Source organism: Amycolatopsis sp. NPDC039088 (assembly GCF_055598845.1).
Genome location: NZ_JBVKAE010000005.1, coordinates 242141 through 255430 on the forward strand (window position 1 = coordinate 242141; position 13290 = coordinate 255430).

11 protein-coding genes are annotated in these 13290 nt (G+C 68.1%); 10 read left to right on the forward strand and 1 reads right to left on the reverse strand.

Annotated features, from left to right (window positions below; genetic code table 11):
• The first annotated feature begins 52 nt into the window (after window positions 1–52).
• From ACZ7KI_RS09030 to ACZ7KI_RS09040, 3 genes are all read left to right on the forward strand, one after another.
• Window positions 53–607, forward strand: a complete 555-nt coding sequence (locus ACZ7KI_RS09030) for a hypothetical protein (protein WP_470272613.1) — start codon at window positions 53–55, stop codon at window positions 605–607.
• A 91-nt stretch (window positions 608–698) separates the two neighbouring features.
• Window positions 699–1283: a hypothetical protein gene (locus ACZ7KI_RS09035; RefSeq protein WP_470272614.1), complete on the forward strand. Its 585-nt coding sequence runs from the start codon at window positions 699–701 to the stop codon at window positions 1281–1283.
• A 34-nt stretch (window positions 1284–1317) separates the two neighbouring features.
• Window positions 1318–1929 carry a hypothetical protein gene (locus ACZ7KI_RS09040; protein WP_470272615.1) on the forward strand — a complete coding sequence of 204 codons (612 nt, stop codon included), beginning with the start codon at window positions 1318–1320 and terminating at the stop codon, window positions 1927–1929.
• A gap of 82 nt (window positions 1930–2011) precedes the next feature.
• Here ACZ7KI_RS09040 and ACZ7KI_RS09045 read toward each other — a convergent pair whose 3' ends face one another.
• Entirely contained in the window at window positions 2012–2824 is an 813-nt protein-coding gene (locus tag ACZ7KI_RS09045; protein WP_470272616.1) for a S1 family peptidase, read from the reverse strand.
• 269 nt (window positions 2825–3093) lie between these two features.
• Here ACZ7KI_RS09045 and topA point away from each other — a divergent pair, with 269 nt between their 5' ends.
• From topA to ACZ7KI_RS09080, 7 genes are all read left to right on the forward strand, one after another.
• The gene (topA, locus tag ACZ7KI_RS09050; protein ID WP_470272617.1) at window positions 3094–6006 is read left to right on the forward strand and encodes a type I DNA topoisomerase; all 2913 of its coding nucleotides are present in this window, start codon (window positions 3094–3096) and stop codon (window positions 6004–6006) included.
• Window positions 6007–6207: 201 nt separating this feature from the next.
• Window positions 6208–7014 (forward strand): ESX secretion-associated protein EspG, encoded by an 807-nt coding sequence (locus ACZ7KI_RS09055; protein ID WP_470272618.1) that lies wholly within the window; start codon window positions 6208–6210, stop codon window positions 7012–7014.
• Window positions 7007–7780, forward strand: a complete 774-nt coding sequence (locus ACZ7KI_RS09060) for an ESX secretion-associated protein EspG (RefSeq protein ID WP_470272619.1) — start codon at window positions 7007–7009, stop codon at window positions 7778–7780. Before ACZ7KI_RS09055 ends, ACZ7KI_RS09060 begins: the two co-directional genes overlap by 8 nt.
• A gap of 35 nt (window positions 7781–7815) precedes the next feature.
• The gene (locus ACZ7KI_RS09065; protein ID WP_470272620.1) at window positions 7816–9039 is read left to right on the forward strand and encodes a hypothetical protein; all 1224 of its coding nucleotides are present in this window, start codon (window positions 7816–7818) and stop codon (window positions 9037–9039) included.
• A gap of 13 nt (window positions 9040–9052) precedes the next feature.
• On the forward strand, window positions 9053–9667 hold the full coding sequence (locus tag ACZ7KI_RS09070) for a hypothetical protein (protein WP_470272621.1): 615 nt from the start codon (window positions 9053–9055) through the stop codon (window positions 9665–9667).
• Between the two features lie 146 nt (window positions 9668–9813).
• Window positions 9814–11868 (forward strand): bifunctional MFS transporter/dTMP kinase, encoded by a 2055-nt coding sequence (locus ACZ7KI_RS09075; RefSeq protein WP_470272622.1) that lies wholly within the window; start codon window positions 9814–9816, stop codon window positions 11866–11868.
• The gene (locus ACZ7KI_RS09080; protein ID WP_470272623.1) at window positions 11865–13073 is read left to right on the forward strand and encodes a DNA polymerase III subunit delta'; all 1209 of its coding nucleotides are present in this window, start codon (window positions 11865–11867) and stop codon (window positions 13071–13073) included. The genes ACZ7KI_RS09075 and ACZ7KI_RS09080 overlap by 4 nt, the downstream gene beginning before the upstream one ends.
• Window positions 13074–13290: the final 217 nt, after the last annotated feature.

The window sequence follows — 13290 nt, forward strand, 5'->3', positions numbered from 1 at the left end:
GGCAGGCTAATCTCTGCGCGTCACACCGATCCTGACCCGGGGAGTCGCTGCCATGAGGCGTTCGTTGACCCTGTTCGCCGCCGCCTTCCTGCTGACCGGCTGCGCGGGCGAGCCGCCGCCCGCCGCGCCGGCACCTTCTTCTTCTCCCGCCGCCGTGGCCGGAAGCCAATGGATGGACGGCTTCTGCGGTTCGCTGATCGACTTCGCGAAGATCGGTGACTTCAAGATGCCCGCTGTCGAACAGGGCGACGTCTCGAGCGCGCGCAAGGCGATGGACGATGCCTTCGCCGTCTTCGCTCCCGGTTTCGACAACGCCGTCACCGGGCTGAAGGGACTCGGCCCGGCGCCGAGCGCGGAAGCCGAGACCGCGCGCGAGAGCATCGTCGACGCGCTGACACCGCTGCGGGACAAGGTCGTCGCGGCGAAGACCAAACTGGACGCCGCACCGAAGGACGACAAGATGGCCGCGGCGGCCGCGGCGGTGTCGTTCCGGCAAATCGGCTCCGACATCAACGACATGCCCGACCCGTTCCAGCAGCTGGAAACGAACGCTTCGTTGAAAGCGCTGGCAGGGCAGGCCCCGAACTGCAAGAAGCTGCCTTCCTGAACGTTCTTGACGTCACGTTGATTTGCAATGCCCACCGGTATCGGTACCGTCGGGGGCCAACTGGGAAGTCGTCAGGTCGGGAGGTGTTTTCGTGCGGCCGCGGTTCACCGTCCTTGCCGCGCTAGCAACAGGTATCGGACTCGGCCTCGCCGGGTGCGGGCAGCAGCCCGCGGTGACTTCCCACGCCAGACAAGAAGGTCTCGCGACGGTCAGCGCGTCGCAGGCCGACCCCGCCTCCGCTTGGGCGGAGGGATACTGCGGCGCGGCGGGCAGTTTCGTGCGTGCACTGACGACGTTGCCCAGCGTCGACCCCAGCACGCCGCAGCAGGCGTCCCGGACCTCCAGCGACCTGATGGCCTCGGTGGTCGAGGGGCTGAACCGCACGTCCGCCGCGCTCGGGACCCTCGGACCGTCCCCGGTCGCCGGCGGCGATGCCTCGCGAAGCGCCGCCATAGCCCAGCTCGACGGCATTCGCGCTCGCGCCGACGATGTACGTCAACGCCTGGACTCCTCAAGTGATCCCGAGGCGACGAAGGCGGCGCTTCGCGACGCGAGGACGTCCCTCGACGAACTCGACCGCCTCGACCTTCTCAGGGGCCTTAACGACGTGCCTCAGCTCGCCGCGGCGGCCAGCCGGATCCCCGCTTGCCAGAATTTGGTCAAGCAATCGCGGTGAGTCAGCGGTCCATCACTGGCCATGAGTCGAACTTGTGTTCTATTCTGTGCGGGTGGACGGGACGATCTCGCTCTTCTCGGCGGAGGCGAGCGGGCCTGGGCTCGCCGACCTCGCCGGGGTGCTGTGCGGGCCCGGGCGGATGGCGGGCTTCGGCCGGACGGCCGCGCGGCTGTCCGCCGTGGTCGACGAGCCGTGGAGAGCGCGCGCACTGGCCAGGGAATGCCGTCGTCGCGGCGCGGAGGCGCAGGTCTCGGCAGCCGAATGCGGACGGCCGCTGGTGAGAACGCCGTTCCGCGTCGATCTGCTGCCACTGGAACGGCGCTGGAACCGAGGTGAAGAAAAGGTATTGCCGGACGGGTTCCGGCTCGACGGCGCGATGCTGAGGATGTGGGCGCTGGCGGCGGGCAGCCCGCAGGGCAACGGCTACCTGCTCGCGCTCGATCCGGAGGCGCCGGAGACGCACGAGCGGCTGGTCACGGCGCTGGCCCAGCTGGGTGTCCCGGCGAAGGTCTTCAAGGGGGAAGAGGCGTTGCTGCGGATCACCGGCCGCCGGCGATTGGCGCACGTACTGGAGCTGATCGGGGACGCGCCCGTCGGTGCGGAGCCCGCCTGGCCGAGTTTGGTGCCCGTCGTCCGCGCCGGGTGAGCTTGCCAAAGTGCTATGAAAGGTCCTTTCCTTGCAAATTTTGCAAGGAAAGGACCTTTCATAGCACTCGAGGTGAGGGGAGTCAGGGCTTCGGCGCCTTGCAGTTCGGGTTCGCCAGGTCCAGTTCACTACGCGAAAGACAGGAGGTCAGCTGATAGGTCTGCTCCCCGTAGTTGATGCCCTTCCGCACGGTCACGTTCCCGGCGGCGTCGACCTCGCACGGGTTGTTCATCGTGCACCGCTGACCGCTTTCGTTGCCGGTGTTGTTGACGCCGACGACCTTCCCGGTGGAGGTCTCGATGATCGGCGACCCCGAGGTCCCGCCGATCGTCTTGCACGCCGAGGTGTACCTGATCGAGTCCTTCCAGACCCAGTCCGCTTCATGCAGCTCGTGGACGAAGCCGTCGATGTTGCACGAGTAGATCTTCTTCCAGTACCCCGAGACCACGTCCATCGCGACGCCGGCCGAAGGACGGGTCGGCGAGAGTGTCAGCGGGGCGATACCGTAGGTCGCTCGGATCTGGGAATAGCTGGTGTTGAGCTGGTACAGCGAGACGTCGGTGTCGGTCATCGTCGCGTAGAGCAGCTTCTTCGCCTTGAGCGTGCCCAGTGACGAACGGCCGTCCTTGGACAGCAGGCTGAAGGTCCGTGACGAGGGCTTGTTGACGATTACTTCTCCAGGGTCCGGGAAACCTTCCTGGAGGCAGTGCCCGTTGGAGAGGACGAGGGCGGGGTCGTCGAGGCTCGCCTCGGGCGGCTTGACCACCGACCCGGAGCAGTTCGACAACGCCACCGTTCCGGCGAAGGTGGTCGTCGCCGCTTCCGCGGGAACGGCGCCGACCAGGGCGGATGCGGTCAGCATGGCGAACAGCGTGCCGAGGAGTCGTCGGGTCACGTGGAGTCCTTTCGGGTCGGCGTGGATATCAAGTGAAGCGTTGGCGGAGGGGAAGCCACCACCGTCGAACGGAGGGTGTTCACCCCGTCACGCGGTACCCCAGGCGGACGTGTCCGACATCACGTGCTAGGTGTTGAAAGGAAACATCGACGAGGTCAGCGGCGATGCGCTGGACACACGATCGGCGGCGTGTTGCCCCACCTAGACGTGGTCCGGGTGGTGCGAGCGTGCACACTGACGGGTCGAGAGGCGGCGCGAAGGCGCCGAAGATGAGCGGAGAGCAGGACAGCGTGGCAGGAGCACGGACGAAGAAGACCGCGGCGTCGGACGATGGCGCGGGGCGCCGTCGGCTGGTGATCGTCGAGTCGCCGACCAAGGCCCGCAAGATCGCCCCGTACCTCGGCGCGAACTACGTCGTGGAGTCCTCCGTCGGGCACATCCGTGACCTTCCCCGCGGCGCGGCCGACGTGCCGGCCCAGTACAAGGGCGAGTCGTGGGCGCGGCTGGGTGTCGACGTCGACAACGACTTCAAGGCGCTCTACGTCGTCACCCCGGACAAGAAGTCCAAGGTCACCGAGCTGAAGGGCTTGTTGAAGGACGTCGACGAGCTCTACCTCGCCACGGACCCCGACCGCGAGGGCGAAGCCATCGCGTGGCATCTGCTGGAGACTCTCAAGCCGAAGGTCCCGGTCCGCCGGATGGTCTTCCACGAGGTCACCGAGCAGGCGATCCGTGCCGCGGCCAACAGCACCCGTGAACTCGACGGCGACCTGGTCGACGCGCAAGAGACCCGGCGCATCCTGGACCGTCTCTACGGCTACGAGGTCTCGCCCGTGCTGTGGAAGAAGGTCATGCCGAAGCTTTCGGCGGGCCGCGTGCAGTCCGTGGCGACCCGCATCGTGGTCGAGCGGGAACGCGAGCGCATGCGCTTCACCTCGGCGTCGTACTGGGACATCTCCGCGACGATGGACGCCGGTGCCGAGGCGTCGCCCCGGAACTTCCCGGCCAGGATGATCGCCGTCGACGGCGCACGGCTGGCCACGGGCCGCGACTTCGGGTCCGACGGGCAGCTGAAGGCTTCGAACAACGAGATCCGCGTGCTCGCCGAGGCCGACGCCGTCCGGCTGGCCGAGGCGCTGAAGAACCGCGACTTCAAGGTCGCGAGCGTCGAAGAGAAGCCGTACACGCGGAAGCCGTACGCGCCCTTCATGACCTCGACCCTGCAGCAGGAGGCGGGCCGCAAACTGCGGTTCACCTCCGAGCGCACCATGCGGATCGCGCAGAAGCTGTACGAGAACGGGTACATCACTTATATGCGTACCGACTCCACGACGCTGTCGGAGTCGGCGATCTCGGCGGCGCGCAGCCAGGCGACGCAGCTGTACGGCAAGGAATACGTCTCGCCGTCGCCGCGCCAGTACACCCGCAAGGTGAAGAACGCGCAGGAAGCCCACGAGGCGATCCGTCCCTCGGGGGAGGTCTTCCGCACGCCGGGCCAGGTCGCGAAGGATCTGGACACCGACGAGTACCGCCTTTACGAGATGATCTGGCAGCGCACGATCGCGTCGCAGATGGCGGACGCGAAGGGCACCACGATGTCGGTGCGCATCGTCGGTACCGCCACCAGTGGTGAGGAAGTCACGTTCGCCTCGTCGGGCCGCACGATCACCTTCGCCGGGTTCCTCAAGGCGTACGTCGAGGCCGTCGACACCGAGAGCGGTGGCGAGGCCGACGACAAGCAGAGCCGTCTCCCGCGGCTGGTCAAGGACCAGGCGCTGACCGCGACCGAGCTGAGCCCGGACGGGCACACCACGTCGCCCCCGGCGCGCTATTCGGAGCCGAGCCTGGTCAGCAAGCTCGAAGAGCTGGGCATCGGCCGCCCGTCGACGTACGCGTCGATCATCAAGACCATCCAGGACCGCGGCTACGTGTGGAAAAAGGGTTCCGCGCTGGTGCCCTCCTGGGTCGCGTTCGCCGTGATCGGCCTGATGGAGCGGCATTTCGAGCGGCTGGTCGACTACGACTTCACCGCCGGCATGGAGGACGAACTCGACCGCATCGCCGCCGGTGACGAGCACCGGACGCAATGGCTGTCGAAGTTCTACTTCGGCGGCGACATGGGTGTCGACGGCTCCGTGGGCCGCCTCGGCGGGCTGAAGAAGCTGGTCGGTTCCGGTGTCGAGGACATCGACGCCCGCGAGATCAACTCGATCCCGCTGTTCAGCGACGCCGACGGTCACACCGTCGTCGTGCGTGTCGGCCGCTACGGCCCGTACCTCGAGCGTGAGGTCGACGGGACGTCGCAGCGGGCGAACCTGCCCGAGGAGCTGCCGCCGGACGAGCTGACCCCGGAGGTCGCGGAGAAGCTGTTCGCGACGCCGCAGGAAGGCCGCGTGCTCGGCACGGATCCGGTCAGCGGGCACGAGATCGTGGCGAAGGAAGGCCGCTTCGGCCCGTACGTCACCGAGCTCCTGCCGGAGCCGGAGCCGCTGCCCGAGAACGCGACCGCCGCGCAGAAGAAGGCCGCGAAGGCGAAGCAGCCGAAGCCGCGTACGGGTTCGCTGTTCAAGTCGATGTCGATCGAGACGATGACCCTCGAAGACGCGCTGAAGCTGCTCTCGCTGCCGCGTGTGGTCGGCAAGGACCCGGAGTCCGGCGACGAGATCACCGCGCAGAACGGGCGCTACGGGCCGTACCTGAAGAAGGGCACGGACTCGCGTTCCCTCACGACCGAGGACCAGCTGTTCTCGATCACGCTCGAAGAGGCGCTGAAGATCTACTCGGAGCCGAAGCAGCGTGGCCGCTCCGCGACCGCGAAGCCGCCGCTGAAGGAGCTGGGCGACGACCCGGTGTCCGGTAAGCCGATGGTGGTCAAGGACGGCCGTTTCGGTCCGTACGTGACCGATGGCGAGTACAACGCGACGTTGCGGAAGTCGGACAGCATCGAGGAGCTGACCGCCGAGCGCGGTGCCGAACTGCTGGCGGAGAAGCGTGCGAAGGGGCCGGCGCCGAAGCGCAAGGCTCCGGCGCGCAAGCCCGCCGCGTCGAAGACGACGGCCACCAAGACGGCCGCGGCGAAGAAGACCACCGCGACCAAGACGTCGACGACGAAGACTGCGGCTGCGAAGTCGACCGCGGCGAAGAAGCCCGCTTCGCGCTCTACGGCCACGAAGACGAAGTAGCGCGCTCAAGCTCGGCCCAAGTTTCATGAGGGGTCCCCATCGGACGAATTTCGTCCCACGGGGACCCCTCATGACGTTCGGCGCGAGGTGAGGCGGGCGGGGCGGGAAGCGATAGCAAAGGTCCCTTGATACCGCTCGCCGACCGCTCGCCGACCGACCTCACCCGTTCGAACAAAAGTTCTAAAAATTGTCGGTACCAGGGTGTTCAATGGTCAGGTGAGCACTTCAACGACCGGTTCTTCAACGACTTCCGTCTTTGACGTCATCGACGAGGTCATCGCCCCGCTGGCCGCCGAGGTTCCGGAGCGTCCCTCGGTGATGGAGTTCTACGATCCGGACCTTTCCGTGCCACCGGTACTGGCCGACGAGGAGCCGGTTCCGGGGCTCACCCTCGCCGAGGAGGTGGAGCAGTACACCCGCTTCGTGAGCGGGATGACGGCGATCGGACTGGCCCCCGGCGGGGAGGTCACGCCCGAGGCCGTCGGGCTGTATCGCGCGCTTCGCGGCGGGTTCATCCGCGGTGTGGTCACCGGGGTCTTCCCGTCGCGCCGGGACCCGTGGGAGGTCCGGTTCTTCGGCGACGAGGACTACACGACGGTGCTGAACAAGCTCGGCAGGCGAGCGCGGCTGCGGTCCGGTTTCCTCAGCGCGCTGCCGGGCTGGGTGTTCGACGGGCTGCCGGACCATCCGCCGGGCGCCGGCGAGACGGTGCGCATCGAGACGGACACGGGCGGGTTGATCCCGGCACAGGCCCGCGAGGCGCTCGGGGTGATCCGTGAGGGTGCTTCGCGGCCCCGTCACGGCACGGTCCTGGTCGACCTCGCGGTGCGGGACGCCATCCTCGCCGAATACCCGCACGGCGCCTTCGGTCTGGTCGACAACGACCGCGGCCGCTACCAGTTCAGCGCGGCGATGGACGGCGCCGGTCGATGGACGCTCACCTGGGGCCCGGCCACCCGGTCGATGGCCGAACAGTGGATCGTGAAGGCGGTGCAGAACCATGCGTGAGCCGACGACGGTGCGGGAACTGATGAAGCGTGCCGCCGAGCCGGTGCTGCGCGCGGTGCCCGAGCGCCGGAGCGTGTACCTGGGCTACGACCCCGAGGTCACCGACGACGAGATCCGCCGCCTGTGCCCGTCCTATGACGAGCCGGCGGATCTGGTCACGCAGGCGGAGCGATACGCGGCCAAGGCGGCGATGCTCGAAGAGGCCGGGCTGATGGAGAACGGCGAGATCCATCCCGCCGCGGTCCAGCTGCACGGCGTGATGCTGCGGGGTTCGGTGCGCGGCGTCCTCACCGGCGTCTTCGCCTCTGCTCCCCGTGCGGTGCGGGTCGATTGCTACGGAGACGGGCACCAGGCGGTCGTGTGGCGGATGCGGTCCGGGCGGCGGACCACGTTCAGCCTCAGCGACTTCGGCGAACTGGGTGCCCGGGTCTTCGGCGGGCTCCCCCACGTTCCCGCCGGTGAGAGCGCCCCGCTGCGCGTCCGCATCGACGAGCACGGCGTGCCGCTGCCGGGCCAGGAAGAAGAGATCGGCCTGGTCGCCGAGATGGTGAGCCGTCCGCGGACCGGGACGGCGATCCTCGACCTGGTCGCCTTCGGCGGGCTGAACGCCGAGTACCCGGATTACGGGTTCGTGATCATCGACAACGATTTGGGGAGGTTCGTTTTGTACGTAGCCCCTTCCGAAGGATGGCTCATGTTCGGTGGAATGGACCGCCGGGCACTGGCGGGCTGGCTGCACGAGGCGGTGGACTTGAGCCGGACGTAGCCGCCTTTGGGCGTTGACGGACGAGGGGGACGGCGATGGACCTGGACCGGCGGGCGGCCGACGCGTGGTTCCGGCGGCGAGGGCTGCCGATGGTCATCCACCGGCGAAGGCGCGGATCGGGCATGTTGCGCCGCTCGACGCCCGGAGTGGTGTTCCTGTGCCTGCTCGACCTGCTCCTGGCCGGGTTGCTGAAGCTGCTCGACGTCCCCGCGGAAGTGATCGAGGCCCGCATGCGTGACAGCGGGCTCGTCTATGTCCTCGGCGCGCTGACACTGGCGCTCGCCGTGCTCGTCCTGCCATTGGTCGGCGGCCGTCTGATGGCGAAGTTGCTCCGGGTGCTGAGACGCACGCGGGTCCGCTTGGCGGTGATGGCGGCGACCTTCTTGTTCTGGATGGCGCTGCTGCCACTCGGGGAGCGGCTCACCGGGCTGGTGTCGTGGGACGACCCGCTGTGGAGGGCCGTGCTCACCAACATCGTCGCCCTGGTCGTGCTGATGCTGCTGGTACGGACCGGGATCGGCTCGATATTGAGCTGGGCGGCGGAGAGCGCGGTCGCCCAGGTCCGGGCGATCGGCACGCTGGCGTCGCGGGCGTTGCCGCTGCTCCTGCTGGTGGTGATGTTCAGCTTTTTCACCGCCGAGCTGTGGCAGGCCGTGGAACGGCTGAGCCCGGGGCGGCTGTGGCTGGTGGCCGGCTTCCTCGTCCTGATCGGCGCGGTGTTCCTGGCGTCGATGCTGTCCGACGAGATCAAGGAGCTGAAGTCCTGGACCGTGGAGCCCGGGGCGACCGTCCTGCGCGGGACGCCCTTCGACGACGATGACACCCCGACGCCGGGACGGCGTGCCCTGTCGAGGGTGGAGCGGCTCAACATCGCCCTGGTGCTGTTCCTTGCCCAGGCGGTGCAGATCGTGGCGTTCGGGGTGCTGGTGTTCGCCTTCTTCGTCGTGTTCGGGGTGCTGATCCTCCAGCCGGAGGTCGTGACGGCGTTCGCCGGCCGCCAATCGGCACCCGGAACACTGCTGGGTGTCCCCCTTCCGGTGAGTTCCGCGCTCATCAATGTGTCGCTTTTCCTTGCCGTTTTCTCCGGTTTGTACTTCGCCGCATCAACCGCGACAGATGCTCGGTACCGGCGTTCTTTCTTCGAACCTTTGCTGGAGGATGTGAAGATCAGCCTCGCCGCGCGTGACATTTATCTGGCCCATTGGGCGGATGTGCGCCGGGCCGAGGTGGTTACCCTTGAAGCAGAGGACATTCCGTAGTGAGGTGGTCACCATGAGCGGGAAGGGCGATACACCCTTCTTCGATGCCCCCGACTTCGTGAAAGGCGACGGCACTCAGGCAGATCCTCCGGGCGACAAGTTCGCCGACCCGGTGTCCGGGCTGGTCACGACCGGTACGGCGGGCCAGCTGGACTCTTCGGCCGTCGCCGACGAAGTTCATCTGCCGGTCCCCGGGCCGGTCGAGCCCGACCCCGAATACGTGACCCGGATGGTCAACGCGGCCATGCTGGCGGAAGATCAGCCCGCCCGGACGCCGGGCGCGGAGCAGTCCGCCCTTCTTCCGTCTCCCAGGATCATCAGCACGGTCGGTGAGCAAGGTGCTACGCCGATCGGGATCCTGCCCCAGCAGCGCACGTGGCCCACGAGGCCGCCGCAGCTGCTTCGGCAGCCTCGCCGTCTGAAGCAGGAAGATCCGGTCGAGGTCGACGAAGAGGCCGAGGTCGAAGTACGGCGTGCCAAGCGTTCGATGCAGCTTCCGAGGCTCGGCAAGCCGTCGTCGAATACCACCGGTGTGATGATCGCGATCGCGCTCATGATCGTCTTCGCGATCCTCGCCATTCAGCTGCTGGCCAGCCTGTTCAACAGCATCGCGGGGATCTTCGGGTAACCCGTCCGGCGGTAGCGCCGGACGGGCCCGTCCGTCCTCACCTCATCCATCGGGATACCCTGGCCAATACGGTCGGGGGACTCGGCGTACACCCGGGTCACGCCTCGGCGCCGCGTGACTAGTGGGGTGGGCGTATCAGCGAGGGCGTGCAATCGGTGCCCGAAGCGGGCACGAGTGGTTCGGCGGGCCGTGATTCTTCCACCATGCACCGCGTGCGGCGGGTGCTGGCGATCAAGCCGTTCCGCCGTCTCTGGGGTGTCACCTATCTGTGCAGCGTCGCGGACTGGCTGAACCTGCTGACACTGACCAGTCTGGTCACCAAGCTGACCACCAACTACGCCGCGCAGAACTTCGCGTTCGTCGGTGTCGTGCTGACGTCGCTGCTGCCCGGTCTGCTGTTCGCCCCGCTCGGCGGGTTGCTGGCCGACCGGTTCGACCGTCGCAAGGTGATGGTGCTCTGCGACCTCGGCCGGTGCGGGTTCCTGCTGTCGATCGCGTTCGTCGGTACGCCGTGGTGGGTGTTCGTCGGCAACTTCCTGGTCGGCTGCTGCTCGATGATGTGGATCCCGTCGAAGGACGCGGCGGTGCCGAACCTGCTGCGCCGCCCGGACCAGGTCGAGACAGCCAACCAGCTCGGCATGGTGATGACCTACGGCCTCGCGGTGGTCACCGCGGCCGGGGCGAACGCCCTGCTCACCGGTAGTAACACCACGTTCCACTTCTTCGACGGCGACGCCCAGCTCGGTATCGCGAAGGTGGCCGTCGTCATCACCGGGCTGCTGTACCTCACCAGCGCGATCGTGATCGCCACCCGGATCCCCGAACTTTCGCTGCGCAATGTCCACGCGGTCGAGAAACCCAAGGTCAAGTCCGCCGACGAGGAGAAGTTCGGCTTCCGCCAGATGATCTCCGACGGCGCCCGGTTCGTGCGGACGACGCCGCTGGTGCGCGGGTTGATGATCGGCGCTTTCGGCGCGTTCGCCGCCGGTGGCGCGGTGATCGGTTCGGCAAAGCCGTACTCGTCCAGCCTGCTCGCCGGTGACGCGGCGTTCAACCTTCTCGTGCTCGCCGTCTTCCTCGGGCTCGCCACCGGGATGGCCGTGGCGCCGAAGCTCGCTCGACGGCTCGCTCACGATCGGCTGTTCGGCATCTCGATCGTCGCGGCTGGTCTGTGCCTCATCGTCGTCGCGTTGTCGCCGCACCTCGCCGTTTCGCTGGTCGCTGTGGCCGCCGTCGGTGTCTGGGCCGGGACAGCGTTCCTGACCGGTGTCACGATCATCGGTTCGCGGATCGAGGACTCCATCCGCGGCCGGATCAACGCGATCTACCAGTCGTTGATGAAGATCGTGCTGTTCGGCGCGACGATCCTGGTTCCGGTGCTGATCAGCGCGGTCCAGCAGACCGAGCTCACCCTGTGGGGCGGCACGATCACGATCGACGGCACGCGGCCGGTGATGGTCGGCGGCGGTGTCCTCGCCCTGCTCGCCGGCATCATCGCCTACCGGCAGATGGACGACAGGCGTGCCGAGCCGATCCTCGCCGATCTCCGCAACGCCCTGCGCCGCAGCCCCCGCCGCGTGAACGGGCTGCTGATCGCGCTCGAAGGCACCAGGGCCATCAACACCGAGACGCAGGCCGCGCGGCTGGCCGAATGGCTGCGCGCGGGTACGCGTCCCGTCGTGCTGGCCGCCGACCCCGCGTTGGACGACCAGCGGCTCGCGAAGCTCGTCTCCGGCGCTTCGCTGTCCGGTGCGCGGGCGCAGGCGCTCGCGGCGGCCGCGGTGCGCGCGGACATCGTCGAACGGGACATCCAGCCCGCGCTCGACGCCGGTTCCGTCGTCGTCATGGAACGCTTCGTGGATTCGCCGCTGGCCCATCTGTCCGCGGTCGCCGGGCTGGACAGTCAGGAACTCGAAGGCCTCGCCGACTGGGCGACCGGCAGGCTGCGGCCCGATATCACCGTTCTGCTCGACGCCGATCCCGGCACGGTGATGCGGAAGTCGGAGGCGCTGGACGCGCAGTGGCGGGTGCAGCATCTGCTCTCGGAGATGGCCGCCGCCGACCCGGACCGGTACGTGGTGGTCGACGCGGACGGCACCGAGGACGAAGTGTGCGAGCGAGTGCGCGCCGCCGTCCGGGCGGTGTTCGTCGGCAAACTCGCCGGGCTCGTCCCGGCGGAGGAAAAGGTCGAGGTGAGATGACGGAATCCCCTGCGCTGATCGGTGTCTGGAAGCAGCTCGTCGGCCAGGATCCCGCCGCGCGCATCCTTTCGTCGGCGTCGACGGCGGCCGCGCGGATCATCGAGAACCAGCCTGTCGCGCCCGGCGCGATGACCCACGCGTGGCTGGTCACCGGACCGCCCGGATCGGGACGTTCGACCGCCGCCAGGGTTTTCGCGGCGGCGTTGCAGTGCAGTACCGGCACGGGATGCGGGGAATGCCCCGGCTGCCGCACCGTGCTCGCCGGCACCCACGCCGACGTCAAGCTCGTCGCGCCTGAGGGCCTCTCGATCTCCGTCGCCGAAATGCGTGCGCTGGTACAGGCAGCCGCCCGCCGCCCGACCACCGGGAGGTGGCAGGTTGTGATCATCGAGGACGCCGACAGGCTGACCGAAGGCGCGTCGAACGCGTTGCTGAAGGCCGTCGAGGAGCCTCCGGACCGCACGGTTTTTCTGCTGTGCGCGCCTTCCGATCACCCGGAAGACGTCTCGGTGACGATCCGTTCCCGGTGTCGCCTTGTCACCCTGCGGACGCCGCCGCCCGAAGCGATCGCGCAGGTGCTGGTGGAACGGGACGGCATCGATCCCGAACGCGCGCAGTGGGCCGCGGCCGTCTCAAGTGGACACGTCGGCCGCGCACGGCGGCTCGCGACCGATGAAGCTGCCCGGCAGCGGCGGGCGACGGTGCTGCGGATCCCGCTGGGCCTGCGCCGTCCGGCCGATGTGTTCACCTGCGCCGACCAGCTCATCAGCGCGGCCGAGGCCGACGCGGGCGAAGAGAGCAAGGTCCGGGACGAAGCGGAGCGTTCCGAAATCCGCACCGCGATGGGCGGTGACGGCATCGGAAAGGGTGTCGCCGGAGCGAAGCGGGCCGCCGAGGCCGCGGTGAAGCAACTCGAGAAGCGCCAGAAGTCGCGGGCGACCCGGACCCAGCGGGACACCCTCGACCTCGCGCTGGTGGACCTCGCCGCGTTCTACCGGGACGTGCTCGTGACCGCGAGCGGCGCGAACGCGACGCTGAACCACCCCGACCACGCGTCGGAAATCGCCCAGGCCGCCTCCGCCTGGGCGCCGGACTCGATCCTGCGCCGGCTCGAAGCCGTCCTGGAATGCCGTGAGGCCATCGACCTGAACGTGAAACCGCGAATCGCCGTCGAAGCCATGGTCACCACCCTGCGCCAAGGCTGACCCGGGCTCCTCTTCCGTACGCGCCTACCCCAGCCCCCGCCCGTCCCAGGGGGGCGACCCCGAGTCCAGTTTACCGGGGGTGCGGGGTGGAAAGGGCTGGTAGTGGGAGTTGTCCACAGGTTGGGGTGGTTGTGGACAAGTGCTGTGGGTAAGTGAACGGATTCGGGGTCGAGCCGTACCCAGGGAACGTCAATGGGTGGTACCCGGGAACGTCATG

Excerpts from the sequence above, each read along its gene's own strand:
- ACZ7KI_RS09030 (WP_470272613.1), top strand. The coding sequence starts at position 53 with ATGAGGCGTTCGTTGACCCTGTTCGCCGCCGCCTTCCTGCTGACCGGC.
- topA (WP_470272617.1), top strand. The coding sequence starts at position 3,094 with ATGAGCGGAGAGCAGGACAGCGTGGCAGGAGCACGGACGAAGAAGACC.
- ACZ7KI_RS09060 (WP_470272619.1), top strand. The coding sequence starts at position 7,007 with ATGCGTGAGCCGACGACGGTGCGGGAACTGATGAAGCGTGCCGCCGAG.
- ACZ7KI_RS09065 (WP_470272620.1), top strand. The coding sequence starts at position 7,816 with ATGGACCTGGACCGGCGGGCGGCCGACGCGTGGTTCCGGCGGCGAGGG.
- ACZ7KI_RS09070 (WP_470272621.1), top strand. The coding sequence starts at position 9,053 with ATGAGCGGGAAGGGCGATACACCCTTCTTCGATGCCCCCGACTTCGTG.
- ACZ7KI_RS09080 (WP_470272623.1), top strand. The coding sequence starts at position 11,865 with ATGACGGAATCCCCTGCGCTGATCGGTGTCTGGAAGCAGCTCGTCGGC.